This is a genomic window from Acinetobacter sp. Root1280, from assembly GCF_001425285.1.
Classification (GTDB): domain Bacteria; phylum Pseudomonadota; class Gammaproteobacteria; order Pseudomonadales; family Moraxellaceae; genus Acinetobacter; species Acinetobacter guillouiae.
On record NZ_LMED01000003.1, the window covers coordinates 46,219 to 69,803 of the forward strand.

At 40.5% G+C, this 23,585-nt stretch carries 30 protein-coding genes and 1 pseudogene; 24 read left to right on the plus strand and 7 right to left on the minus strand.

The window, feature by feature from the left end; translation table 11 throughout:
• Positions 1–58 precede the first annotated feature (58 nt).
• Complete coding sequence (locus ASC84_RS04545) at positions 59–844, plus strand: NAD(P)H-binding protein (protein WP_056512171.1); 786 nt, start codon at positions 59–61, stop codon at positions 842–844.
• Positions 845–1,003: 159 nt separating this feature from the next.
• Positions 1,004–1,453: a hypothetical protein gene (locus tag ASC84_RS04550; protein ID WP_056512173.1), complete on the plus strand. Its 450-nt coding sequence runs from the start codon at positions 1,004–1,006 to the stop codon at positions 1,451–1,453.
• Positions 1,454–1,483: 30 nt separating this feature from the next.
• On the opposite strand, the gene plsB is transcribed toward ASC84_RS04550, so the two are convergent.
• Entirely contained in the window at positions 1,484–4,069 is a 2,586-nt protein-coding gene (gene plsB, locus ASC84_RS04555) for a glycerol-3-phosphate 1-O-acyltransferase PlsB (protein ID WP_004816852.1), read from the minus strand.
• A gap of 295 nt (positions 4,070–4,364) precedes the next feature.
• On the opposite strand from plsB, the gene ASC84_RS04560 reads away from it, so the two are divergent.
• Positions 4,365–5,240, plus strand: coding sequence for an acyl-CoA thioesterase II (locus tag ASC84_RS04560; protein ID WP_004725658.1), 876 nt, complete (start codon positions 4,365–4,367; stop codon positions 5,238–5,240).
• A 151-nt stretch (positions 5,241–5,391) separates the two neighbouring features.
• Entirely contained in the window at positions 5,392–6,630 is a 1,239-nt protein-coding gene (locus tag ASC84_RS04565) for a dicarboxylate/amino acid:cation symporter (RefSeq protein ID WP_004725660.1), read from the plus strand.
• 101 nt (positions 6,631–6,731) lie between these two features.
• Here ASC84_RS04565 and ASC84_RS04570 read toward each other — a convergent pair whose 3' ends face one another.
• The 6 genes from ASC84_RS04570 to ASC84_RS04595 all read right to left on the minus strand — a co-directional run bounded on the left by ASC84_RS04570 (position 6,732) and on the right by ASC84_RS04595 (position 13,889).
• Positions 6,732–7,679: a metal-dependent hydrolase gene (locus ASC84_RS04570; RefSeq protein ID WP_056512178.1), complete on the minus strand. Its 948-nt coding sequence runs from the start codon at positions 7,677–7,679 to the stop codon at positions 6,732–6,734.
• 136 nt (positions 7,680–7,815) lie between these two features.
• Positions 7,816–8,673, minus strand: a complete 858-nt coding sequence (gene yihA / locus ASC84_RS04575) for a ribosome biogenesis GTP-binding protein YihA/YsxC (RefSeq protein ID WP_056512180.1) — start codon at positions 8,671–8,673, stop codon at positions 7,816–7,818.
• Between the two features lie 123 nt (positions 8,674–8,796).
• Positions 8,797–9,240: an Rrf2 family transcriptional regulator gene (locus tag ASC84_RS04580; RefSeq protein WP_004725666.1), complete on the minus strand. Its 444-nt coding sequence runs from the start codon at positions 9,238–9,240 to the stop codon at positions 8,797–8,799.
• Positions 9,241–9,334: 94 nt separating this feature from the next.
• Positions 9,335–10,543 carry an NO-inducible flavohemoprotein gene (hmpA, locus tag ASC84_RS04585; RefSeq protein ID WP_056512182.1) on the minus strand — a complete coding sequence of 403 codons (1,209 nt, stop codon included), beginning with the start codon at positions 10,541–10,543 and terminating at the stop codon, positions 9,335–9,337.
• Between the two features lie 292 nt (positions 10,544–10,835).
• Positions 10,836–12,395 carry a helicase HerA-like domain-containing protein gene (locus ASC84_RS04590; protein ID WP_056512183.1) on the minus strand — a complete coding sequence of 520 codons (1,560 nt, stop codon included), beginning with the start codon at positions 12,393–12,395 and terminating at the stop codon, positions 10,836–10,838.
• A gap of 303 nt (positions 12,396–12,698) precedes the next feature.
• Entirely contained in the window at positions 12,699–13,889 is a 1,191-nt protein-coding gene (locus ASC84_RS04595) for a PLP-dependent transferase (RefSeq protein ID WP_056512184.1), read from the minus strand.
• A gap of 180 nt (positions 13,890–14,069) precedes the next feature.
• On the opposite strand from ASC84_RS04595, the gene ASC84_RS04600 reads away from it, so the two are divergent.
• The 20 genes and pseudogenes from ASC84_RS04600 to rpsE all read left to right on the plus strand — a co-directional run bounded on the left by ASC84_RS04600 (position 14,070) and on the right by rpsE (position 23,583).
• On the plus strand, positions 14,070–14,795 hold the full coding sequence (locus ASC84_RS04600) for a type 1 glutamine amidotransferase (RefSeq protein ID WP_056512187.1): 726 nt from the start codon (positions 14,070–14,072) through the stop codon (positions 14,793–14,795).
• Positions 14,796–15,069: 274 nt separating this feature from the next.
• A complete protein-coding gene (gene rpsJ, locus ASC84_RS04605; protein WP_004725677.1) occupies positions 15,070–15,381 on the plus strand; it encodes a 30S ribosomal protein S10 in 312 nt (103 codons plus the stop codon).
• 61 nt (positions 15,382–15,442) lie between these two features.
• Positions 15,443–16,081: a 50S ribosomal protein L3 gene (rplC, locus tag ASC84_RS04610; RefSeq protein WP_004816868.1), complete on the plus strand. Its 639-nt coding sequence runs from the start codon at positions 15,443–15,445 to the stop codon at positions 16,079–16,081.
• A gap of 11 nt (positions 16,082–16,092) precedes the next feature.
• Positions 16,093–16,695: a 50S ribosomal protein L4 gene (gene rplD, locus ASC84_RS04615; RefSeq protein WP_004816870.1), complete on the plus strand. Its 603-nt coding sequence runs from the start codon at positions 16,093–16,095 to the stop codon at positions 16,693–16,695.
• Positions 16,692–17,012, plus strand: a complete 321-nt coding sequence (gene rplW, locus ASC84_RS04620; RefSeq protein ID WP_004725684.1) for a 50S ribosomal protein L23 — start codon at positions 16,692–16,694, stop codon at positions 17,010–17,012. The genes rplD and rplW overlap by 4 nt, the downstream gene beginning before the upstream one ends.
• Before the next feature lie 11 nt (positions 17,013–17,023).
• Positions 17,024–17,848 (plus strand): 50S ribosomal protein L2, encoded by an 825-nt coding sequence (gene rplB / locus ASC84_RS04625; protein WP_004725686.1) that lies wholly within the window; start codon positions 17,024–17,026, stop codon positions 17,846–17,848.
• A gap of 19 nt (positions 17,849–17,867) precedes the next feature.
• Complete coding sequence (gene rpsS, locus ASC84_RS04630; protein ID WP_004281508.1) at positions 17,868–18,143, plus strand: 30S ribosomal protein S19; 276 nt, start codon at positions 17,868–17,870, stop codon at positions 18,141–18,143.
• 9 nt (positions 18,144–18,152) lie between these two features.
• Positions 18,153–18,482, plus strand: a complete 330-nt coding sequence (gene rplV, locus ASC84_RS04635) for a 50S ribosomal protein L22 (protein ID WP_004816873.1) — start codon at positions 18,153–18,155, stop codon at positions 18,480–18,482.
• A 1-nt stretch (position 18,483) separates the two neighbouring features.
• Positions 18,484–19,300: pseudogene (rpsC, locus tag ASC84_RS04640) on the plus strand (30S ribosomal protein S3).
• On the plus strand, positions 19,240–19,653 hold the full coding sequence (gene rplP, locus ASC84_RS04645) for a 50S ribosomal protein L16 (protein ID WP_004725694.1): 414 nt from the start codon (positions 19,240–19,242) through the stop codon (positions 19,651–19,653). Before rpsC ends, rplP begins: the two are co-directional and overlap by 61 nt.
• The gene (rpmC, locus tag ASC84_RS04650; protein WP_004725696.1) at positions 19,653–19,850 is read left to right on the plus strand and encodes a 50S ribosomal protein L29; all 198 of its coding nucleotides are present in this window, start codon (positions 19,653–19,655) and stop codon (positions 19,848–19,850) included. Before rplP ends, rpmC begins: the two co-directional genes overlap by 1 nt.
• Positions 19,847–20,104, plus strand: coding sequence for a 30S ribosomal protein S17 (gene rpsQ / locus ASC84_RS04655; RefSeq protein WP_004725698.1), 258 nt, complete (start codon positions 19,847–19,849; stop codon positions 20,102–20,104). The genes rpmC and rpsQ overlap by 4 nt, the downstream gene beginning before the upstream one ends.
• A gap of 92 nt (positions 20,105–20,196) precedes the next feature.
• Positions 20,197–20,565 carry a 50S ribosomal protein L14 gene (gene rplN, locus ASC84_RS04660; protein ID WP_004725701.1) on the plus strand — a complete coding sequence of 123 codons (369 nt, stop codon included), beginning with the start codon at positions 20,197–20,199 and terminating at the stop codon, positions 20,563–20,565.
• 11 nt (positions 20,566–20,576) lie between these two features.
• Entirely contained in the window at positions 20,577–20,894 is a 318-nt protein-coding gene (gene rplX / locus ASC84_RS04665) for a 50S ribosomal protein L24 (RefSeq protein ID WP_004725703.1), read from the plus strand.
• Between the two features lie 16 nt (positions 20,895–20,910).
• Positions 20,911–21,447, plus strand: a complete 537-nt coding sequence (gene rplE / locus ASC84_RS04670; RefSeq protein ID WP_004725705.1) for a 50S ribosomal protein L5 — start codon at positions 20,911–20,913, stop codon at positions 21,445–21,447.
• Between the two features lie 9 nt (positions 21,448–21,456).
• Entirely contained in the window at positions 21,457–21,762 is a 306-nt protein-coding gene (gene rpsN / locus ASC84_RS04675; RefSeq protein WP_004725707.1) for a 30S ribosomal protein S14, read from the plus strand.
• A gap of 13 nt (positions 21,763–21,775) precedes the next feature.
• Positions 21,776–22,171, plus strand: a complete 396-nt coding sequence (rpsH, locus tag ASC84_RS04680; protein WP_004725709.1) for a 30S ribosomal protein S8 — start codon at positions 21,776–21,778, stop codon at positions 22,169–22,171.
• Positions 22,172–22,184: 13 nt separating this feature from the next.
• Positions 22,185–22,718: a 50S ribosomal protein L6 gene (rplF, locus tag ASC84_RS04685; protein ID WP_004725711.1), complete on the plus strand. Its 534-nt coding sequence runs from the start codon at positions 22,185–22,187 to the stop codon at positions 22,716–22,718.
• 14 nt (positions 22,719–22,732) lie between these two features.
• A complete protein-coding gene (gene rplR / locus ASC84_RS04690; RefSeq protein ID WP_004725713.1) occupies positions 22,733–23,083 on the plus strand; it encodes a 50S ribosomal protein L18 in 351 nt (116 codons plus the stop codon).
• A gap of 2 nt (positions 23,084–23,085) precedes the next feature.
• On the plus strand, positions 23,086–23,583 hold the full coding sequence (rpsE, locus tag ASC84_RS04695) for a 30S ribosomal protein S5 (RefSeq protein ID WP_004725715.1): 498 nt from the start codon (positions 23,086–23,088) through the stop codon (positions 23,581–23,583).
• Positions 23,584–23,585 lie beyond the last annotated feature (2 nt).

The following is a 23,585-nucleotide window of genomic DNA, read 5'->3' on the forward strand; positions in this document are numbered from 1 at the left end:
TCCCCTCAACTTAAGTTTGATTGATTTTGAAAATCGGTTTCGAAGAATAGGTCGTGTAATGCATATTCTATTTATTGGTTATGGTAAAACATCGCAACGTGTTGCCAAACAATTATTTCAGCAAGATCACCAAATTACCACAGTTAGCCGAAGTGCGAAAGATGATGATTTCGCACAACATTTGATTCAAGACATTCAACAACTCGATTTAGCGCAAATTCAGCCTGTCGATGTGGTGTATGTATTGCTCGCACCATCTCGAAATTCTCCGCTAAGTGCTATCGAAAATTATCAACAAACCTATGTCGACTCGGTGCAGCCGATTGTTAAGGCGCTAAGAAATCATCCAGTAAAACGCATCATCGTGGTGTCATCTACACGTGTTTATGGGGAAAACCGTGGTGAACGTATTGATGATGAGTCAACGCCTATTCCTAGTGATCAACAGGGTCAGTTGTTATTGGCAATGGAGCAACGATGGCAACAGGCTTGTCCATCTAAATGTGTGATTGTGCGCCCAACTGGGATTTATGGCACATCCGTTGCTCGCATGGTTAAACTTGCAGAAACCACACCAAGCTATCCCAATATTCATTGGTCAAATCGAATCCATATTGATGACCTTGCACATTTCTTAGTGCATTTGCTTCACGTGGAACATCCAGAAAAATCATATATTTGTACAAATAATCAACCGCTACCATTGCATGAAATAATTTTAAATATTCAACGTGAGTTGAATTTACCAGAGTTGGTTTTGGAAAGCGAAAAGGAAACAGGTAAAAGAATTTTTGCGGAGAGGATGAGGGAGAGTGGATTTGAGTTGAAGAATAACGCTCATTAAATAGACATCAGATTTATTGGATTTAAAATATAAGATTTTCGAATTATTACTTGTATTTTTAAGAGTATTGGAACTATAGATTCTTTAAATTAATACTTTGTTTTAAACAAAATTAATGTTTTATTGAAATAACTTTAGAAGTTAAGAATTTCAATTTTCATGATTCAACTAAAAGACATAACTAATACAGTTTGTTTAAATATTAAATTTATTGATTACTTTTACGAGAAAAAAATTAGTGAAAACTTGATTCAAATGGACTTTGAGCTAATAACGCCAAACCGTATTTTTAAGTATTCGGCAAATGAAGTACTCACTTTGTGGCCAGTTGTAATAATTACATTTATTCAAAATCTTAAACTATTGATAGATGGAACGGTTAAGGAGGTAAACTTTTATCATCATGATATGTTTATGCTTTTTGATATTAAACGTTTTGATGAGCCTGATGAAGATGGTATTGAATTTATGATCAAGTTTCCTTCTGGGGTATATTATGGTGCTGAGAGTGCAGGGTATACAGAAGCAATTATTTTTACTGTAAATAATAAAATATTAGTAGAGTTCTTGATTGATTTAGAAGCTGCGTTAACTCAGCTTCTAAATTAGTCCTTGCTATATGAGAAGATTAAACAAAAATTACTTCTTCTTCCGTTTTAAACGCTTCTTGGCTTGTTGAGCGGCTAAAGCATCTAAAGCTTCTTTTAACTCCTCATCTGTAAATGAGGTGATATGGTGCAGCATTTGCAAAGTTACATCATCAAGCACCAAATTGGCATATTGCGCAACATTTCTAAACTGCTCATCAAAAACAATGGCATGGTCTTCATTGGTTTTGATATAGCCTTGTTCAGTTAAGACTTTCATAAAACTTTGGAATAACGCTTTATCAAAGAATTCAGGTGAGTTGAACTCATACAATACAGATAAACGTTGCCCAACCAAGTGACTTAACTCTTCAACTTGGCGAATCGAGATATTTCCAGAGCCACGTTGAGTAATTAAAGCCAGTGTCATGTAATAACGTTCAAGACTTTGACGTACTGGAGCAGCCAAAACAGCCAATTGATTATGGTCTTCTGAGTTTGGCGCAGGGCTGAAAATAAAATCTTCATCATCGACAAAAATTAAATTCGCTTGAGCCAAAGCATCGACATATTCAGTCACTTGAGCCTTGATTTCACTATCTTTCCATTTTAAGAACAACTCTGCTTTTAAGAATGGATAAAGGGTACGAATCACATTGAGTAAATCAGACTTACTAATCTTGCCATTATGTTCGACCAATGCCGCGACCAGCGAAGGTAAAACAAAGGCATGCAAAATGTTATTGCGGAAGTAAGTCAGTAAAATGGCTTGATTATCTTCAATGGCAATAATATCGCCAAGGACGTGTTGAACACGTTTAATCAATTTCAACTTCATACCATAGGCAATGATTTCTTTACCTGATAATGGCGTGACCTGAGTGCGGCTATCATAAGGATTTGCGGTTAATAACTTGCGATATGTATCAAGCTGTTTAATGCAGATTTCTTCATCAAGTGTGTGTTTTGGTGTTGCCAATAAAATCAGGGACAATAACGAAACAGGGTTGATTACCACAGCACGGTTGATATTTTCCAGAATCGCATTTGCCGAACTGGTCACTGCATCTGAGACTTCTTGCGGAATTGGATCATCATTATGTTCAATTGTGATTTGATCAGCGCCATGTGCTTTAAGTAAGTCATCTAAGAAAACAGGTTCACCAAAATTGACATGCACTTTACCAAAAATACGCTCAATTTTTTTCAGGGTTTGCAAGATTCCCCAAATGGATTCAGCTTCTTTTGGCTTACCATTCATTTCGCCCACATAAGTTGCGCCTTCCATCAAGCGCTCATAACCGACATAGGTTGGGATAAAGACAATCGGTTTGGCACGGCCGCGCAAATGACCATGTACCGTCATTGCGAGCATGCCAGTTTTTGGGGGTAACAAACGTCCAGTTCGAGAACGACCACCTTCAATAAAGTATTCAAGAGGTGTGTTTCTAGACAGGATGCTAAATAAATATTCTTTAAATACCGATGTATAAAGTGCATTGCCGCGGAATGAACGACGGATAAAGAATGCACCGCCTCCACGCAGTAATTGACCGACAAATGGCATGTTAAGGTTATCGCCGGCAGCAATATACGGCACCATCAAACCACGTTTATAAATCACATAAGACAATAACAAGTAATCGATATGGCTACGGTGACAAGGCGTATAAATCACTTCATAGTCTTTGACTAACTCGCGCACAGTATTGAAGTTATGTACTTCAACGCCGTCATAAAGTTGTGTCCATAGACGAGTCAATGCCATATCTGCAAAGCGTACAGCCGATGCAGAATAGTCGGATGCAATTTCATTTACAAAACCAATTGCTTTATGTTCAGCATCAATCATGCTGATTTTTGAGCGAATACTTTCTTTACGAATTGCATCCTGTACATCAGGGGCTTTAATCAGTGATTGCATGACATTACGGCGATCAGATAAATCTGGACCGAGAATGACCTCACGCTGACGATCTAAGTAGTCATTTAATTGGTTGACAATATAAGTGGCTGGTGAAATATTGGGATGAGCAATTTTCGCATGATCCACCAATGCTCTAAGTGATTGCGCTTCATGGAATTCAAGGAATGACTGTCGACCATGTAAACCAATGTTCATCAACTGTTTAACTTTACTTGGCGTTGCCCAAGTGTCAGTAAATAACAGCTTAAACCAAGAGTCTTCTTTATCTGGTGAACGTCCCCACAGTACTGTAACAGGGATCAATTCAATATCTAAATCAGCATTTTGATCAAGTGATTCAATCAGTCTAACTAAACGCGGCGGATAAGCATGCGTAGGCGGATTAAAATAATTGTTTTCGTCTTGGTGTTGTAAAAATAAAATCGCAGCTTTTTCGCGACTATTGCCAATCATTAATGGGTCAAGTGCAGGAGGAAGCTGCAAACGACGTGTTTCACCATCAACAACTAAAGCATTACTTCGTGAGTAATTCTGTAGAACATAGCAGACAACTTTTTGAGTTGTGGGCTGAATGAGTTCAGAATTTTCAGTTGAAGGGTCTAAAGGTTGAGCTTCTGTAGGAACCTCTCCAAGAACATGTGGTGTTACCACAAGGTCAAGTATTTTACTCGAAAGTCGACGATACATTTGACCAAAGCCACTCTTGGACATAAATACTCCTAGCCAATGGTGAATCACGCAATAAAGCGGATAAAAAATATTTTCTGTAATTAAAGCACAGAACAGTATGTCATTTTCTGACAAACTGCGGGTCGCTTGTCAGATTTTATCGTTAAAAAACGTATTTTAAACAATCCATCAGCACAAGAGAAGTGACAATACAGTTTATGAAAATTTAATGTTTCTCTCAGGACTTATGGCAAAATAGAGTTAAATCTCTAAAATATGGATACTTTGTTCTATCCATTGGAATGAAGTCAGTATTCAGTATATAGAAAGGTCACTTATGAATGCTTTAACCCAAGAGCTTGTAGAGCTTTTAACCCTTGAAAAACTTGAAGAACATATTTTTCGTGGTCAAAGTCGAAATTTAGTTGGTAAGCGTGTTTTTGGTGGGCAAGTTTTAGGACAGGCACTGCGGGCAGCATCATATACTGCTGATCGCCCCGTACATTCTTTACATGCATACTTCCTATATGGCGGGGATATCAATGCCCCAATCATTTATGAGGTTGATCGGTTACGTGATGGCAAAAGCTTCTTGAGTCGTCAAGTACGTGCAATCCAGCATGGGCGTACTATTTTTTCTGCAATGGTGTCATTTGCAACACCTGAAGAAGGCTTGAATTATCAAATTGCTGAGCCAGAATATCCTGCACCTGATGAATTAAAAGCTGAGCAAGAGCTTAAAGAAAATTTAATTAGTTTTATCCCAGAAAATATTCGCGCTGCATTTATGCGTCCACGTCAGGTAGAAATTCGTCCGATCAATGTGACTAACCCATTTCAACCACAACCTGAAGCGCCGTCTTATGCACATTATTTGCGTACGCATGAGCCATTAGCTGCAGAACAGGCGGATGATATTTCCTTAAATCAGGCAATTGTTGCGTTTTATTCGGACTATACCTTGATGATGACTGCTTTGCGCCCGCATGGTCTTAATTACCTCTCGCCAAGTTTGCAATGTGCCAGTATCGATCATACGATCTATTTCCATAAACCAGTAAAAGCAGATGATTGGATGCTGTACGATATGGATGCAACAGTCAGTGCAAATTCACGCGGTCTGAATTTTGGTCGCATGTGGCAAAATGGCGAATTGGTTTGTAGTACGGTGCAAGAAGGCTTGATGCGGGTACGTGAAATCGAAAACCAATAAGATTTTATACTGATACTCAAATCCTAGAAATAAGCCATCATCTATGATGGCTTTTCTATTTTTTAGCAGAGCTTGTGACAAAAAAATGCTCGATTCTAAATAACTTCAATGGCATAGTTCAACGTGTAAATATTTATAATAGTCAGCGAAGATGAGTTTAAACACCCAAATTTTTATTGCAGCCATTCTTGGTGTGGCATTTGGATTTTTATTAAATCAATTCCCTAATACTCAATTTTTAGATGCCAGCATTTATGGTTTGAGCATCGCCAGTAGTATTTTTATTGGTTTATTAAAAATGCTTTTGGTTCCACTTATTTTTAGTTCAATCTTGGTGGGTGTTTCAAACTTAGAAGCGGGCAGTCAACTCAGTCGAGTTTGGAAAATAACCTTGGCTTGTTGTGTGACCACAACGACATTGGCACTTATTCTCGGTTTAGCCTCGACACATCTATTCAATGTAGGACAAGGTGTGGACATTGCAATGTTTCAAGATGCAATGAATCAACATAAAAGCCCAGATTCACTGACACCCAGCTCGTTTTTAACCAATTTTATTCAAAATACTCTCATCAATCCATTTAAAGCATTTAGTGACGGCAATGTTTTGGCAGTCGTGCTGTTTGCTTTGTTATTGGGTTTGGCACTGGTACATGGTGGAGAGCGTTTTAATTCAATCAAACAACTGGCGCGTCAGTTTTTTGACATCATGATGATGTTAGTAGGTTGGGTGATGAAAGTTGCGCCAATTGGTATTTTTGCTTTGATGGCAAAGCTGATTGCAACAGAAGACATCTCTATTTTAAGCCGTCTTGCTGAGTTTGCTATTGTTGTTACGGGAACCACGATATTTCATGGTGTTGTGGTTCTGCCATTGTTGTTATGGATCTTTGGAAAAATGGATCCGATTACCTTTTTTAAAGGAACGCGTGCAGCATTAATTACAGCATTTGCAACCAGTTCAAGTTCTGCAACCATGCCTTTGAGTTTAAAGTGTACTCAAGAAAATTTAGGTGTACGTCCACAAATTGCAGGCTTTGTGATTCCTTTCGGTTCTCAGTTGAACATGGATGGAACAGCACTTTATGAAGCAGCAGCAGCGCTTTTTATTGCCAATTTAATGGGTTTAGAGTTATCAATTACCCAACAAGTGATTGTCTGTCTGACTGCGATGATTGCTTCATTGGGCGCACCGGGTATTCCAAGTGCGGGCATGGTCACCATGATCATGGTGCTACAATCTGTGGGATTACCAGCAGAGGCAATTGCGATTCTTCTGCCAATTGATCGTATTCTCGATACTGTACGTACCGTAGTGAATGTACAAGGGGATATGATGATTAGTGTGGTTGTTGACCGAAATACCAAAGATATGGAAAGTCCAACTTAGTGCATGGTTAGGATCTTGTTCTAAAAGATTGACCCAAAAAAAGCAGGATCTAAATCCTGCTTTTTTTATTTCATTTCAGTATTGATTAGTTTTAACAGTTATTATGCTGCAACTCTAGGCAATGCACGTTTTGCTGCAGGGGATTGATCCAAATAAGCAATTGCATCTTCTGTTTTAGCTTCATGTACTGGATCATACCAAGGCATTAAATAGCCCAATTGCTGTGAAACCAACCATAATGGATGTGGCATTAAGCGATTATCTGATTGTGCGATACTCGCCCATTCACGCCAAATCCAAGGCTTATAAAAAGCAGGTTTTTTATCTGCATAACGTGGGTCTTGTCCCATGATATGTGCAGCACCATCAACCCATAAGCCCAATACAGCGGCAATCACGATAACACTTTGATAATAACGAGAAATATAACCACCGCCCAAATGGCGATAAAGATCAAAAGCCACTGTACGGTGTTCAATCTCTTCGGCACCATGCCATTTGACTAAATCAAGCATATTTGGATCTGCACCCAATTCCGCCCATTTTTTATTATAAAGCGCATATTTACCCAACACACATGTCATATGTTCAACAGTGGCGACGATACCTAAGCGGAACAAATCCCATTGATGATCGAGGACTTTGGGTACTTTAAAGCCGAGTGGTTGATCTGCAAGTAATTTGCCAAACAAGAAATCCATAATCTCAAGATTACGTTGAATATCAATATTACGCACAGTTAAGTATTCTTTATTTGCCGAAGCATGTGCTTGAGCATGCATCGCTTCTTGGCGGATAAAGGCACGAACATCTTCAGCTAATTTTTCATCTGTGATTTTGGGTAAAACACGATTGTATAAACGGCAAAACCAAAATTCACCTGCTGGAAGAATATTGTTAATTTCATTGATAAAGTAGCTGACAAATGGCTGATTTGGAATCCAATCGACAGGGGTATCTTGCCATTCAAATTTCACTTTACGTGGTTTGATGTGGTACTGAATAGACGATCCAATCCGACTGTTCTTTAATTTAGCGAGTAACTTCATCACAGTGTCCTAATTTTTCTTTGGTGATTTCACACTTTATTATTCAAGTATAAAAAAATGTCCTAAATAGTTATTAGCAATTTAGGACATTCCAGTATCAATATGTGATGAATTTTGTTAGACAAGACTTTTTTATTTATACTTGTGGATTTTCATCTACATTTCCATCAATATTTTCACTATTGAATTCGGATTCTTGGTCTTGATCAATGAACTCATCATCCAAATCATCTTCAGTGGCTTCAGGAATTGCATCAATATCAAAATCTAAAGTTTTGTCTAAGGTGTAATTTAAGCGACCTGCCATAATTGACGCAAGTTCTTCTAGGCCTTGTTTATTGAGTGATGAAAACAGTTGTATTGAAAAATTCAACTTCATTTTCTTCAATTGTTGTTGTACATCTAACAATACTTTACTGGCAGGACCACGGTTGAGTTTGTCGGATTTAGTCAACAGTACATGCACAAACAAGTGACGTGAATATGCCCACTCCAACATCATCACATCGAAGTGTTGTAAAGGGTGGCGAATATCCATGAGTAGAACCAGACCTTGTAAACTTTTTCGATGAATCAAATAATTCTCAAGTTCTTTTTGCCAGACAATTTTCATTGCTTCAGGTACAGCCGCATAACCATAACCTGGTAAATCGACAAGGCGTTGATCTGGATTACCTAAACTAAAAAAGTTAATCATTTGCGTACGGCCAGGTCTTTTCGACGCGCGTGCCAATTGCTTTTGATTGGTCAATGCATTGATAGCACTTGATTTTCCTGCATTTGAACGGCCTGCAAAGGCAACTTCATAACCAGTATCTTCTACACAAAGATTCAGTTTAGGCGCACTCATTAGAAATTCAGCTTTACGCAACCAGTTCAAAGATGAAGTTGAGTATTCTGAAATCGCAGGATCAGCCTTTTTTTCATAACTGATTTTTTGTTTAGGGGCGCTTGAGGTCTTACTATTTTTAGACTTTCCACTGCTGCGATGCATATTTCAACTTCAATAAACGGATAAACAAAGTGCATTATAAAGGAAGTCGGAGGTTCAAGCGAATTTTGATCGTGTTAACTGAAATATTGGCTATTAAGATGCTGGGCGATGAGCTTTTGTGACTTAAACATTGAGATTGGGAATAGGCGAGTTTACGATCTTTGGATGTTGTGGTGGCGCATTGAGAACATCGGCAACAGTATAGTGATCTAGGCTTTGATAAAACTGTTCAACGGCCTGATCTAAAATACCCTTTAAGCCGCAGCGTGGACGTAGCACACAAGGTGGCGTATTGCACTCTACAATTTGTGCATCACGTTGGAGAATTCGTACAATATATCCTAAGCGAAATTCTAAGATATCTGGGTTTAAGCGCAAACCACCGCCTTTACCTCGTGTGGTAATCAACCAACCTTGTTTTCCCATAAAATGCACAATTTTGACCAAGTGATTTTCTGAAACATGTAAATCTTCTGCAATTTCAGCAATCGTATAAGGCACATCTTTTGGAGGCGCGATGTACATTAAGATGCGCAGGGCATAGTCGGTAAATTTATTTAGTTGCATGTAGGCTGCTCATCTATGGGTAAAGATGTATCTCATCCTGAAATAAATAAGGCCAGTCTATCATAGACCAGCCTTATAAAGAACGGATGTAGATTTAGATACCTGCACCACCCGTACCAAACGCTTCACTATGAATTTGTTCAGGTTTAATACCACGAGCCACCAATGCTTGGTGTTGTTGTTGCATAAATGGTATTGGGCCACAAAGATAATAATCAGCATTGGCTGGGAGTAGTGCTGTATCAACCATTGCCAAGTCTAAACGACCAGCCACATCATAGTCCTCACCTATAACATCACCGCTATGTGGGAACTCATAAGCTGTAAATGTACTGAGACGTGGGAATTTAGTTTTTTGCTCTTGAATATGTTGTTTCATCGCATGTACTTGGCTACTGCGACATGCATGAATAAAGCTAGCCGGTTGAGGCATGTCTAAAGTCACCAATTGGTTAAGCATTGCAATCATTGGGGTTAAACCTACACCCGCACTAATGAAGACATTACGTTTGCTACTATCAATCAGGTAGAAGTTACCTGTTGGAGCAGACACTTCAATTTCTGAACCTTCAGCTAAGCCATGTAAAGTATTTGATACCCAACCACTTGCCAAATCACCTTTTTCATCTTCACGTTTAACTGAAATACGTAAATAGTCCGTTTGTGGGCTTGTCGATAGCGTGTATTGACGTGGTTGTTTTAAGCCTAATGCTTCAACAAATACGCGCACTGAAATATATTGACCCGCTTCATATTTAGGTAATGCGCCACCATCGACTGGTGCAAGATAGAAAGAGGTAATTTCTTCACTTTCATTCACTTTTTTAGCGATTTTAAATTTACGCCAGCCTAACCAACTGCCTTGAGTTTGTTGGTGCTGCTCATAAATCGCTTTTTCAGTGCTGATAAATAGATCGGCCAATTGCCCATAAGCTGCAGCCCATGCATCAATCAATGGATCTTCCATCGAAATAGTTAATACTTCACTAATTGAATGTAATAGGTTTTCACCGACAATGTTGTAATCAGGTGCTTGAATATTCAGACTGACATGTTTATGGGCAATCAGTTCAACCACAGGCAAAAGTACTGAAGGATCTTCAATATTTTCAGCATATGCTAAAACAGCACCAGCCAAGGCTTGCGCCTGAGCACCACTGCGTTGATGCCCCATGTTAAAGGTTTCTTTTAATTCAGGATTATTGCCGAGCATGCGGTTATAAAAATAACCGGTAAGTGCTACACCATTTTCGCGAAGAACAGGAACTGTTGCTTTTACAAGGTCAATTTGCTGCGGAGTCATTGTTGATCTCTCTTGGCTGTCATTTATAAGATGTATTTAAAATATACCTTATAAAATGTATTTGCAATACACCTTTAAGAAAAACACATAAAATAATTATGGTTTATTTTGAATTTAAGCTTTATTTATTGAAATCATTGAACTTATTTTTAAGTTTTTTAGATATTTTTTTGATAAGTTTCTAGATATGTTTAAGGGGTTTGATAAGCGGGATAAGCGATTAAAAACATAGCTATAAAAATGGAGAATAAAAAAGGAGCGCTAACGCTCCTCATATTTGTGTTTAAACGAATCAACGCCCACCAAATAATGAACCTAACAAACCGCGGACCAGTTTTTGCCCTGTAGGACCGCCTAAGGTTCTTGCGGCGCTTTTAGCAAAAGTTCCGATCACATCTTGAGTCAGTTTGGCACGTGCAGCTGCAGCTTTTGCTTCCTCTTTCTCTATGCGTTCTTGTTCTTTGGCTTGTTGCTTATCGAGAGTCTGTTGTTGCTTTGTGAGCTCTTCTAATTGCTTGGCTTGTTGAGCCACTGCATCAAAAGCCACCTGTTGTTGTGAGCTATCAGAAACTTTACGTTGTAGTATTTCATAAGCGCTATCACGATCCACTTCATTGTCATAAACACCCGCAACAATACTTTGCGCCATCAATGCTTTTCGTTCATCTAAAGTAATTGGGCTAAATGATGAGTAGGGTGGCATCACCATCGCTCGTTCAACCACTTGAGGCGTACCTTGTTCATCTAGACAACTAATAAGCGCTTCACCAACAGCCAGTTCTGTAATTGCTTGATCTACTTTAAACTCTGGATTAGCACGGAAGGTATCAGCAGCAGTTTTTACTGCTTTTTGATCTTTAGGGGTAAACGCGCGTAAGGCATGTTGTACACGGTTGCCCAGTTGTCCTAAAACATTTTCTGGAATATCTAATGGGCTTTGTGAGATGAAATAAATTCCGACACCTTTAGAGCGAATTAGACGAACCACCTGTTGAATTTTTTCTTGTAATGCTGGACTGGCATTATCAAAGAGCAAATGCGCTTCATCAAAAAAGAACACCAATTTGGGTTTATCTAAGTCACCGACTTCAGGTAGCTTTTCAAATAATTCTGAAAGCATCCAAAGCAGGAAAGTTGCATAGAGCTTTGGTGTGTTCATCAGCTTATCCGCAGCCAATAGGTTGATATAACCATGTCCATTGGCATCAGTTTGGATAAAATCCATAATATCAAGGCTTGGCTCACCAAAGAAACGTTGACCGCCCTGATCACCTAAAGCCAATAGATTACGCTGAATAGCACCTAAACTTGCTGGTGAGAGATTGCCGTATTCTGCTTTTAAAGCCGCAGCATTTTCACTGACATAGGTCAGCATGGCTTTTAAATCTTTAAAATCAATTAACAGTAAGCCTTGATCATCTGCAACACGGAACACCGCTGAAAGCACACCTTCTTGAGTGTCATTTAAATTCAGCATTTGCGAAAGTAACAGTGGGCCAATTTCAGAGATTGTGGTACGGATCGGATGTCCTTGCTCACCAAATAAATCCCAAAAAATAGTCGGTGACGCAGCAAAAGGAACACTGTCTATCCCTAAGCTTTTGATGCGTTCTTCAAATTTAGGATTGGTTGAACCTGCTTTGGCTATACTGGAAACATCCCCTTTGGCATCGGCAAGAAATACGGGTACACCAATCCGTGAAAAACTTTCAGCAAGCACTTTAAGGGTAATGGTTTTACCTGTCCCTGTGGCGCCTGCAATTAAACCATGACGGTTAGCAAATTGTGAATGTAATACAATATCTTGTGTTGTATCTGAGGTTTTTTTTGCGATGACGATTGGTGTGCCCATTGTTATTCCTATAGCTTTAATTTGAGTTTGGATGTTCTTTATCTGACTCAATATTTATATCATTGTTGTTATACAAAATTGCATTAAATGATGATGTTGTAAATCTGTTTTTATTGTTGAATTTGAATGTAAGGTGGTGCGGATTGTGTCTTGAAATGCAGTGGGAATAAGTAAAAGCTAAATGTACTTTTTGCTGAATGATCTCTGCGCTTAATCGTGTTTAGAGGTGAGTGTAAGGCCCTTGCCATCATTTGATATAGCAAAGACCCAGATATTATGTATTAAGCCTGCTGAGTTAAAATATTAAGCTTGAATGGCTTGAAGTGCGTTTTGAATATCTTGGATTAAATCATCTGGATGCTCTAAGCCAATACAGAAACGAACCAATAGACCTTGCTCTAGATGTGCCCGTTCTAAATGACGCATGTCAGTCAGATTATAAATCATGACTAAGCTGACAGGACCACCCCAACTAAAACCGAGTTTAAATAAAGATAAATGATCACAAAACTTTCTGATTTTGTTGATATCAAACTCAGGTTTAAAAATAACACTAACCAGACCAGCACTTTGTCCTGTTTGACAGGTCTGGTTCCAATAGGTGTGGCTTATATTGTCAGAATCCGCAGGATGTAAAACTTGAGCAAACGCATTTTGACTCTTTAACCAATTTAAAATCTTTAAAGCACTTTGAGACTGATGCTCATAACGAATTTGCATTGAGGCCAAACTACGCTGTACTTGTGCGGCATCATCACCCGAAATCGCGATACCTTGGATGGCATGCATACGGAACAGCTTATGATGTAAAGCTTTATCTTGAGTGACCACAGATCCCATTAAAATATCGCCACCACCACTTGGGTATTTGGTTAAGGCGTGTACGCTGATATCTACACTTAAATGTTCATGACTAAAATCAAAGGCATTAAACGCTAGGCCAGCGCCCCAGGTATTGTCCACAGCCGTGAGGATATTTTTTGCTTTGGCTTTTTTGACTAAATTAACAAGATCAGGAAATTCAAGTGTGACTGAACCTGCGGCTTCTAACCAAATCAGTTTGGCATTTTCATTGGGTTGGAATGAGTCTGCATCGATAGGATTGTAAACTTGAACAATAATGCCGTAACTTTTTTCAAGATGACGTAGATGTTCCATGTTGGGACCATAGATATTGTCTGCAACCCAGACTTCATCTCCATGACTTAAAAAACATGAATTGACTAGATTAATCGCAGATAAACCACTAGGTGCAAGTAAACAATATTCACCACCTTCTATTTGGGCAATGTGATCGCCTAGGGTAAACGTTGTCGGTGTGCCATGTGTGCCGTAACTATAGTCATAACGATCTGTCCAATGGCGATTAAATAGTGCATCGGTATTTTCAAATATAATTGTTGACGCACGAAATAGGGGAGGCTGTATTGTATTTATATATTGTGGTGCTTTACGAGAAGAATGAATTAAAGCAGTAACTGGTTTTTGTTTCACAGGAATACTCAATTTTTGTTAATAGCCGGACTAAAGTAAGCAAAACATAATCGCTCAGTGACGAAAAGCAATAAATTGTGAAAAATAATAAATAAAATTGATATTGGCTTCATTTTTGCATTTATCCAACTATGTTTTGTGATTTGTAGCGTAATTGATACAACAAGAATAGGTGATAACATGAAAAAACTTAAAGTGCATTATTTTCAGCATATTGCAGGTGAAGGCTTTGGTAGCTGTTATGAGTATTTAAAAGCAATGGGCGCAGAAATTACTGCAACAGAATTTTTTGCTTTACCCACAGATTCACAATTAGAAATAGAAGCTTTGCCGCATGTCAATGATGTGGATTTACTCATCATTATGGGTGGGGAAATGAGTGTAAATGACGAAGCCAACTATCCTTGGTTAAAGGTCGAAAAACGATGGATTCGCCGTTATTTGGCTTCGGAAAAGCCCGCAATCGGGTTGTGTTTGGGTGGGCAGTTGATAGCCAATGCTCTAGGTGCCAATGTTCGGCGTAATACTGTGCAAGAGATTGGCTGGACCTTGGTTAATAAAAGCAACCATGTGCCAGAAGGTTATTTCCAATTGCCTGAGCGGGTCAATGTCATGCAATGGCATAGTGAGACCTTTGATATTCCTAAAGGCGCAATTCGTTTGGCGGAGAATCCAGCATGTCCCAACCAACTTTATCAAATTGGCAGAAATGTATTGGGATTTCAGTTTCATCCAGAAATTACCCCGCATAGCTTAAAAATCTTCATTGAGCATGAAGAAGAGGATATGGTGTTTAGTGGGGTACACAGTCAATCATTATTGAAGCTAAAAAAATCACAACAAACGGATTATGTGATTGGGAATCAGTTGCTCAATCATGCGATTGACTACGTTTTAAGGGTTTAAGCTGGTGTTTAAATAATAAGCGCTTTATTTATAATTAATTACTCAAAAAAAGGTAAAAATGTCCAAATAAGTTTGCTTAAGTGTTAAACAATCGTTATAATGAGCGACCCTCCGATATGGTGGGGTGAATGGCGAAGAAAGTCATTCAGATCGTTACAGTCGTGGCATCGATCACGACCTTAGTGATTTTCACTGCCTTTGACACTTACCTTATTTAGTGGGGTGAGATGCGTCAAGGGTGATTCTTTATATATTTGGCTTGGAGTTAACTGGTATGTCTAACCAGAGAATTCGTATCCGTCTTAAGTCTTTTGATCATCGTTTAATTGATCAATCTTCTCAAGAGATCGTAGAAACAGCAAAACGTACTGGCGCACAAGTGTGTGGTCCAATTCCGATGCCTACTCGCATCGAACGTTTTAACGTTTTAACATCACCACACGTGAACAAAGATGCGCGTGACCAATATGAAATCCGCACATATAAACGTTTGATCGACATCGTTCAACCTACAGATAAAACTGTAGATGCGTTGATGAAGTTGGATCTTGCAGCTGGTGTTGATGTTCAGATCGCATTGGGTTAAGGCTTTCGGTTAATTAACGCTCTATAAGTTAATTAGGCCGCTTTTTTAGAGGTTTATGCACATGGCTATTGGTTTAGTCGGTCGCAAGTGCGGTATGACACGTATCTTTACAGATGCTGGTGTTTCTGTGCCTGTAACAGTGATTGAGGTTGATCCTAACCGTATCACTCAAATCAAAACGCTTGAAACTGATGGTTATCAAGCGATTCAAATCACTACTGGTGAACGTCGCGAATCTCGCGTAACAAATGCTCAGAAAGGTCACTTTGCGAAAGCTGGTGTTGCTGCTGGTCGTTTAGTTAAAGAATTCCGCGTTGCAGAAGCTGATCTTGAAGGTCGTGAAGTTGGTGGCACTATCGGTGTTGATTTGTTCGCAGTAGGTCAAGTTGTTGACGTTACTGGTCAATCAAAAGGTAAAGGCTTCCAGGGTGGTGTTAAGCGTTGGAACTTCCGTACGCAAGATGCTACACATGGTAACTCAGTATCTCACCGTGTAATTGGTTCTACAGGTCAAAACCAGACTCCTGGTCGCGTGTTCAAAGGCAAAAAAATGCCTGGTCACTTAGGTGATGATCGCGTAACTGTACAAGGTCTTGAAATTGTATCTATCGACGCAGAACGTTCAGTTCTTGTTGTTAAGGGTGCGATTCCTGGTGCTACTGGTGGCGACGTTATCGTTCGTCCTACGATCAAGGCCTGAGGGGAAATAACGTGAATTTAAAAACTGTTTCCGGCTCTGCTGTTGAATTGTCTGAAGTTGCTTTCGGACGTGAATTTAATGAAGCTCTTGTACACCAAGTTGTTACAGCTTATTTAGCTGGTGGTCGTCAAGGCTCTAAAGCTCAGAAGTCACGTGCAGACGTTTCTGGCGGTGGTAAAAAACCATTCCGTCAAAAAGGTACTGGCCGCGCTCGTGCTGGTTCTATTCGTAGCCCAATCTGGGTTGGTGGTGGTAAAACTTTTGCTGCTCGTCCACAAGATTGGTCTCAAAAAGTAAACCGCAAAATGTACCGCGGTGCAATGCAATGTATCTTAGCTGAACTTGTTCGCCAAGATCGTCTTGTATTGGTTGAAGAGTTTGCAGTTGAAGCTCCAAAAACTAAAGAATTGCTTGCAAAACTAAACGGCTTGAACGCTACTCGCGCATTAATCGTTACTGAAGCTGTAGATGAAAATCTATATTTAGCTGCTCGTAACCTTCCACACGTTGATGTGGTTGATGCTGCTGGGATCGATCCTGTTGGCTTGATCGCGTTTGATAAAGTTGTTATGTCTGTTGCGGCTGCTAAGAAGATTGAGGTAGAACTCGGATGAACAACGAACGTATCTATCAAGTCCTAAAAGGGCCTGTTTTTTCAGAAAAAGCACAAGTTCTAGGCGAAACTGCTGGTGTTCAAGTTTTTAAAGTTGCTATCGATGCAAACAAACTTGAAATCAAAAAAGCAGTAGAGCAATTATTTGGTGTAGAAGTTGTTAAAGTTAACACGACTATCACTAAAGGTAAGACTAAACGCTTTGGTAAAACATTAGGACGTCGTTCTGATGTTAAAAAAGCATACGTCACCCTGAAAGCTGGCCAAGATGTTGAAATGGCTGACTTGGGCGATACCGCTGAAAGCACAGCGGAATAAGGACGAAAATTATGCCAATTCAAAAATGTAAGCCAACGTCTCCAGGACGTCGCTTTGTAGAGAAGGTGGTTCATAATCATCTTCACAAAGGCGCGCCTTATGCACCGTTGGTTGAAGCTAAAAAACGTACTGGTGGTCGTAATAATAACGGTCACATTACAACTCGTCACGTTGGTGGTGGTCATAAACAAAACTACCGTATCGTTGACTTCAAACGTAACAAAGACGGCATTCCTGCTGTAGTTGAACGTATTGAATACGATCCTAACCGTACATCACATATTGCTTTATTGAAATATGCTGACGGTGAACGTCGTTATATTATTGCTGCTAAAGGCTTACGTGCTGGCGATAAAGTACAATCTGGTAACGATGCTCCAATTCGTCCAGGTAACTGCTTACCGCTTCGTAATATGCCTATCGGTTCTACATTACATAACATTGAGCTTAAAATCGGTAAAGGTGCACAATTAGTGCGTTCTGCTGGTACTTCTGCTCAGTTGTTGGGTCGTGACGGTTCTTACGCAATTATTCGTCTTCGTTCAGGCGAAATGCGTAAAGTACACGTTGAATGTCGCGCTGTGTTAGGTGAAGTATCTAACTCAGAAAGCAACCTTCGTTCACTTGGTAAAGCAGGTGCTGCACGCTGGCGTGGTGTTCGTCCTACCGTTCGTGGTATGGCGATGAACCCAGTTGACCATCCACATGGTGGTGGTGAAGGGCGTAACAAAGGTATTCAACCTGTAAGCCCATGGGGTCAAAAAGCTAAAGGGTACAAAACTCGTACCAATAAGCGTACGACTAAGATGATCATTCGCGACCGTCGCGTTAAGTAACAAGTAAAGGAATCTGACAATGCCTCGTTCTCTGAAAAAAGGCCCATTCGTCGATGCGCACTTGTTCGCTAAGGTTGAAGCGGCTATCGCGGCTAATAACCGTAAGCCGATCAAAACTTGGTCGCGTCGTTCGATGATCCTCCCGGATTTTGTTGGTTTAACAATTTCTGTACATAATGGTCGTAACCATGTTCCAGTGATCGTATCTGAACATATGGTTGGTCACAAACTCGGTGAATTCGCGCCAACTCGTACCTATCGTGGTCACGGTGTTGACAAGAAGTCTAAACGTTAAGGTGCTATGATGGAAGTTACTGCTAAATTACGCGGTGCCGCTATCTCGGCACAAAAAACTCGTTTGGTTGCAGACCTAATCCGTGGCAAATCTATTGCTCACGCGCTTAATATCTTAAACTTCAGCAACAAAAAAGCTGCAGTTGTAGTGAAAAAAGCATTGGAATCTGCAATTGCAAACGCTGAACACAATAACAGTTTAGATGTAGACGACCTTAAGGTTACTACGATTTACGTTGATGAAGGCACTAGCCTTAAACGTATTATGCCACGTGCTAAAGGCCGTGCAGATCGTATTACTAAGCGTACTTGTCACATTACCGTTAAGGTAGGGGTTTGATATGGGTCAGAAGGTTCATCCAATCGGTATCCGCCTTGGTGTTGTAAAACGTCATAACGCCAACTGGTATGCGAGTCCGAAACAATACGCTGAATACTTGCTTAAAGATCTTCAAGTTCGTGAGTTTTTAACTAAAAAACTTAAAAGCGCGATGATCAGCAATATTCTTATCGAACGTCCTACAGGCGCTGCTAAGGTAACAATTAGCACTGCTCGTCCAGGTATCGTTATCGGTAAAAAAGGCGAAGACATTGAGAAATTACAGCGTGAACTTACCAAGATTATGGGTGTTCCAGCGCAAGTAAGCATCAACGAAATCGATCGCCCAGACTTAGACGCTCGTTTAGTTGCTGAAGCAATTGCTTCACAATTAGAGAAACGTGTAATGTTCCGTCGTGCTATGAAGCGTGCGGTTCAAAACACTATGCGTGCTGGTGCTAAAGGTATCAAAGTTGAAGTTTCTGGTCGTTTAGGTGGTGCAGAAATTGCACGTACTGAATGGTATCGTGAAGGTCGTGTACCTTTACATACACTTCGTGCTGACATCGACTATGCAACTATGCGCGCTGAAACTACTTACGGTACGATTGGTGTTAAAGTTTGGATTTTCCGTGGCGAGATCTTAGGTGGCATGAAACAAGTCATGAACCCTGCTCCTGCTGAAGAACGTCCAGCTAAACGCGGTCGCGGTCGTGGTGAAGGTCAAGAGCGTCGTGGTCGTCGCAATGATCGTTCTGCTGAAAAAGGAGAATAATCCATGTTGCAACCTAAACGTACTAAATTCCGTAAGGTGCAAAAAGGCCGTAACACTGGTCTAGCGCATCGTGGTAGCACAGTATCTTTCGGTACAATCGCACTTAAATCTGTTGAGCGTGGTCAAATGACTGCTCGTCAAATCGAAGCTGCGCGTCGTACAATTAGCCGTCGTGTTAAACGTGGTGGTAAGATCTTTATCCGTGTTTTCCCAGACAAACCAATTACTGAAAAACCATTAGAAGTTCGTATGGGTAAAGGTAAAGGTTCTGTGGAATACTGGGTTTGCCAAATCAAACCAGGTAAGATCTTGTACGAAATGGATGGTGTTAGTGAAGAATTGGCACGCGAAGCGTTTACGCTTGCAGCTGCTAAGCTTCCATTTAAAACCACTATCGTTACTAAGACGGTGATGTAATGAAAACTAAAGATCTACGTGAAAAATCGGTAGAAGAGTTGGCAGCTTTGCTTGATGAGCAACAGCTTAACCAATTCCGTCTTCGTATGGCGAAAGCAACTGGTCAATTGGGTAAATCGCATGAAGTTGCGTTAACTCGTAAGACTATTGCTCGTATCAAGACCCTCCTTACCGAAAAACAGGGGAACGCACAATGAGTGAGCAAACAGTTCGCACGTTAACAGGCAAAGTAGTAAGTGACAAAATGGACAAGTCTATTGTTGTACTTATTGAACGCCGCGTTCAACACCCGTTGTATGGCAAATCAATCCGCCGTTCAACAAAATTACACGCTCATGATGAGAACAACACTGCTAAAACTGGCGATGTTGTAACCATTAAAGAAAGCCGCCCAATTTCAAAAACTAAAGCTTGGACTTTAGTGGAAGTTATTGAAGCAGCTGCTGAGTAATTAGACGTTCTTGTTGCATCATCGGTCAATTTCGAGTACTCTTTGAGCCTTTCGAAATTGCGACCGGTGATGCTCGGTTTTGGAGTAGGGCAATGATTCAGACCGAAAGTATGCTAGACGTAGCAGACAACAGTGGTGCTCGCCGCGTACAATGTATTAAAGTACTTGGTGGTTCACATCGTCGTTATGCTTCTGTTGGCGACATTATTAAAGTTACTGTAAAAGAAGCAATTCCGCGTGGCCGTGTTAAAAAAGGTGACGTGATGAATGCAGTTGTAGTTCGTACTAAATTCGGTATTCGTCGTCCAGACGGTTCTGTGATCCGTTTCGATGATAATGCTGCAGTTATCTTGAACAACAACAAGGCTCCGATTGCCACTCGTATTTTCGGACCAGTGACTCGTGAACTTCGTACTGAACAGTTCATGAAAATCATTTCATTGGCTCCTGAAGTTCTATAATAGAGGCAATCATGGCTAAGATTAGAAAAGGCGATCAAGTAATTGTGATCGCAGGTAAAGAAAAAGGCAAACAGGGTACTGTTTTGTCTGTTTCAAATGACCAAGTTAAGGTTGAAGGCCTTAATTTAGTTAAGAAGCATCAAAAGCCGAACCGTGCAACAGGTGCTGAAGGCGCTATTGTTACACAAGAAGCTTCGCTTCATATTTCAAACGTGGCAGTTTTTAATGCTGCAACCCAAAAGGCTGACCGTGTTGGTTACCAAGTGATTGAAGGCGTGAAAACTCGCGTTTACAAATCAAATGGTGAATCAGTGGCGGTAGCGAAGTAATAGGTTGAACTAGGCTATGGCCAGACTTAAAACACGTTATAACGACGAAATCCGAGCTAAGTTGAAAGAAGAACTTGGTTTGGGCAATGTGATGGAAATTCCTCGCATTACTAAAATCACCATCAACATGGGTGTTGGTGCGGCTTCAGCTGACAAGAAATTGTTAGATGGCGCTTTGGCGGATATGCAAGCTATTGCTGGTCAAAAACCAGTTCTTACATTAGCGCGCAAATCAATCGCTGGTTTTAAAATCCGTGATGGTTGGCCGATTGGTTGTAAAGTAACTTTACGCGGCGAACAAATGTACGAATTCTTAGACCGTTTGATCTCTATCGCTATCCCTCGTATTCGTGACTTCCGCGGTTTTTCTGCGAAATCATTCGATGGTCGTGGTAATTATTCAATGGGTCTCAAGGAACAAATTATGTTCCCTGAAATCGATTTTGATAAGATCGATCGTATTCGTGGTATGGATATTACTATCACTACGACTGCTCGTACTGATGACGAAGGCCGTGCGCTAATCCGTGCATTCGGCTTCCCGTTCAAATAAGAGGTCGATATGGCTAAGAAAAGTATGATTAATCGCGAATTGAAACGCGAAACTACAGTTGCTAAATACGCTGCAAAACGTGCTGAATTAAAAGCTACGATTGCAAACGTAAATGCATCTGATGAAGAACGTTTCGAAGCGATGATGAAGTTACAAGCATTACCACGTAATGCGTCTCCAGTACGTCTTCGTAACCGTTGTGGTTTAACTGGTCGTCCTCATGGTTACTTCCGTAAGTTCGGCTTAAGCCGTAACAAATTACGTGACACAGTAATGCAGGGTGATGTACCGGGCGTTGTTAAGGCAAGCTGGTAAGGAGCGACTATAAATGAGTATGCAAGATACCGTTGCCGACATGCTAACACGTGTTCGTAACGCACAAATGGCAAAGAAACAAACTGTTTCTATGCCTAATTCTAAGTTGAAAGTTGCAATTGCAAACGTACTTCAACAAGAAGGTTACATTTCAAATGTAGAAGTTGCTGATCTTGAAGGCAAAGCTACTTTGACAATTACTTTAAAATATTTTGAAGGCAAACCAGTTATCGAAACTGTGAAACGCGTAAGCCGTCCAGGTCTACGTCAGTATCGCGGTAAAGATGCACTTCCGAGCGTTAAGCAAGGTTTAGGTATTGCAATTGTTTCTACAAGCAAAGGCATCATGACTGATCGCGCTGCACGTGCTGCAGGCGTTGGTGGTGAAGTTATTGCTTTTGTTTCTTAATAGGTGATTCCTCATGTCTCGTGTGGCTAAAGCCCCAGTAACTGTACCTAACGGTGTAGCAGTTACTCAGAACGGCCGGCAGGTCGAAGTGAAAGGCAGCAAAGGTACGTTGTCTTTCAACCTGCATGCGCTGGTCGAGCTTAAACAGGAAGAAGGTCAACTTCATATTGCTCCAGTTAAAGAATCTCGCGATTCTTGGATGCAAGCTGGTACTGCTCGCGCTGTTCTTAATAACCTTGTAAAAGGTGTTAATGAAGGCTTCGAACGTAAGTTACAACTTATCGGTGTTGGTTATAAAGCTGCGGTTAAAGGTACAGTTGTGAACCTTAACCTTGGTTATTCTCACCCGATTGATTACGCTCTTCCTGAAGGTGTAACTGCTGAAACTCCGACTGCTACTGAAATCATTTTGAAATCAGCTAACAAGCAATTGTTAGGTCAAGTTGCTGCAGAAATCCGTGGTTATCGTCCACCAGAGCCGTATAAAGGTAAAGGTGTTCGCTATTCTGACGAAGTTGTTCTTCGTAAAGAAGCTAAGAAGAAATAAGGCGCGAGGTTCTTATGAACGAAAAGAAACAATCCCGTTTGCGTCGTGCGAAAAGCACACGCTTGCACATTCGTGCATTGGGTGCGACTCGCTTGTGTGTAAACCGCACGCCGCGTCACATCTATGCTCAAGTTATTTCTGCAGATGGTGGCAAAGTATTAGCGCAAGCTTCTACTTTGGATGCATCTTTACGTAGCGGAACTACAGGTAATGTAGATTCAGCAACTAAAGTAGGTGCTTTAATCGCAGAACGTGCAAAGGCTGCTGGTGTAACTAAAGTTGCATTTGACCGTTCTGGTTTTAAATATCATGGTCGTATCAAAGCCTTGGCTGATGCTGCTCGTGAAAACGGCTTGGAGTTCTAATCATGGCTAAAGTTGAACAAAACGAAGGTCTTGTTGAAAAGCTGGTTGCCGTTGATCGTGTAGCCAAAGTTGTTAAGGGTGGTCGTATCTTCTCTTTCACAGCATTAACTGTTGTGGGTGATGGTAATGGTCGTGTAGGTTTTGGTCGCGGTAAAGCGCGTGAAGTTCCAGCTGCTATTTCTAAAGCACTTGAAGCTGCACGCCGCAACATGATCACTGTTGATCTTGTTGATGGTACTGTACAACATCCTATTCATGCTCGTCATGGCGCTAGCCGTGTTTACATGCAACCTGCATCTGAAGGTACTGGCGTAATCGCTGGTGGTTCTATGCGCGCAGTTTTAGAAGCTGCTGGTGTACGTAACGTATTGACGAAATGTTATGGTTCTACTAACGCGGCTAACGTTGTAAATGCAACTTTTAATGGTTTACGTGATATGACGTCTCCTGAGAAAGTTGCTGCTAAACGTGGTCTTTCAGTAGAACAAATTTTAGGGTAATC

Coding starts and splice junctions, on each gene's coding strand:
- plsB (WP_004816852.1), bottom strand. CDS start 4,069: ATGTCCAAGAGTGGCTTTGGTCAAATGTATCGTCGACTTTCGAGTAAA.
- ASC84_RS04565 (WP_004725660.1), top strand. CDS start 5,392: ATGAGTTTAAACACCCAAATTTTTATTGCAGCCATTCTTGGTGTGGCA.
- rpsE (WP_004725715.1), top strand. CDS start 23,086: ATGGCTAAAGTTGAACAAAACGAAGGTCTTGTTGAAAAGCTGGTTGCC.
- rplF (WP_004725711.1), top strand. CDS start 22,185: ATGTCTCGTGTGGCTAAAGCCCCAGTAACTGTACCTAACGGTGTAGCA.
- rpsN (WP_004725707.1), top strand. CDS start 21,457: ATGGCTAAGAAAAGTATGATTAATCGCGAATTGAAACGCGAAACTACA.
- ASC84_RS04560 (WP_004725658.1), top strand. CDS start 4,365: ATGAATGCTTTAACCCAAGAGCTTGTAGAGCTTTTAACCCTTGAAAAA.
- rplC (WP_004816868.1), top strand. CDS start 15,443: ATGGCTATTGGTTTAGTCGGTCGCAAGTGCGGTATGACACGTATCTTT.
- rplV (WP_004816873.1), top strand. CDS start 18,153: ATGGAAGTTACTGCTAAATTACGCGGTGCCGCTATCTCGGCACAAAAA.
- rpsS (WP_004281508.1), top strand. CDS start 17,868: ATGCCTCGTTCTCTGAAAAAAGGCCCATTCGTCGATGCGCACTTGTTC.
- ASC84_RS04570 (WP_056512178.1), bottom strand. CDS start 7,679: ATGAAGTTACTCGCTAAATTAAAGAACAGTCGGATTGGATCGTCTATT.
- yihA (WP_056512180.1), bottom strand. CDS start 8,673: ATGCATCGCAGCAGTGGAAAGTCTAAAAATAGTAAGACCTCAAGCGCC.
- rplW (WP_004725684.1), top strand. CDS start 16,692: ATGAACAACGAACGTATCTATCAAGTCCTAAAAGGGCCTGTTTTTTCA.
- rpsJ (WP_004725677.1), top strand. CDS start 15,070: ATGTCTAACCAGAGAATTCGTATCCGTCTTAAGTCTTTTGATCATCGT.
- rplB (WP_004725686.1), top strand. CDS start 17,024: ATGCCAATTCAAAAATGTAAGCCAACGTCTCCAGGACGTCGCTTTGTA.
- rpmC (WP_004725696.1), top strand. CDS start 19,653: ATGAAAACTAAAGATCTACGTGAAAAATCGGTAGAAGAGTTGGCAGCT.
- rplE (WP_004725705.1), top strand. CDS start 20,911: ATGGCCAGACTTAAAACACGTTATAACGACGAAATCCGAGCTAAGTTG.
- ASC84_RS04590 (WP_056512183.1), bottom strand. CDS start 12,395: ATGGGCACACCAATCGTCATCGCAAAAAAAACCTCAGATACAACACAA.
- rplR (WP_004725713.1), top strand. CDS start 22,733: ATGAACGAAAAGAAACAATCCCGTTTGCGTCGTGCGAAAAGCACACGC.
- rplP (WP_004725694.1), top strand. CDS start 19,240: ATGTTGCAACCTAAACGTACTAAATTCCGTAAGGTGCAAAAAGGCCGT.
- ASC84_RS04545 (WP_056512171.1), top strand. CDS start 59: ATGCATATTCTATTTATTGGTTATGGTAAAACATCGCAACGTGTTGCC.
- rplX (WP_004725703.1), top strand. CDS start 20,577: ATGGCTAAGATTAGAAAAGGCGATCAAGTAATTGTGATCGCAGGTAAA.
- ASC84_RS04600 (WP_056512187.1), top strand. CDS start 14,070: ATGAAAAAACTTAAAGTGCATTATTTTCAGCATATTGCAGGTGAAGGC.
- hmpA (WP_056512182.1), bottom strand. CDS start 10,543: ATGACTCCGCAGCAAATTGACCTTGTAAAAGCAACAGTTCCTGTTCTT.
- ASC84_RS04550 (WP_056512173.1), top strand. CDS start 1,004: ATGATTCAACTAAAAGACATAACTAATACAGTTTGTTTAAATATTAAA.
- rplN (WP_004725701.1), top strand. CDS start 20,197: ATGATTCAGACCGAAAGTATGCTAGACGTAGCAGACAACAGTGGTGCT.
- rpsQ (WP_004725698.1), top strand. CDS start 19,847: ATGAGTGAGCAAACAGTTCGCACGTTAACAGGCAAAGTAGTAAGTGAC.
- rpsH (WP_004725709.1), top strand. CDS start 21,776: ATGAGTATGCAAGATACCGTTGCCGACATGCTAACACGTGTTCGTAAC.
- ASC84_RS04580 (WP_004725666.1), bottom strand. CDS start 9,240: ATGCAACTAAATAAATTTACCGACTATGCCCTGCGCATCTTAATGTAC.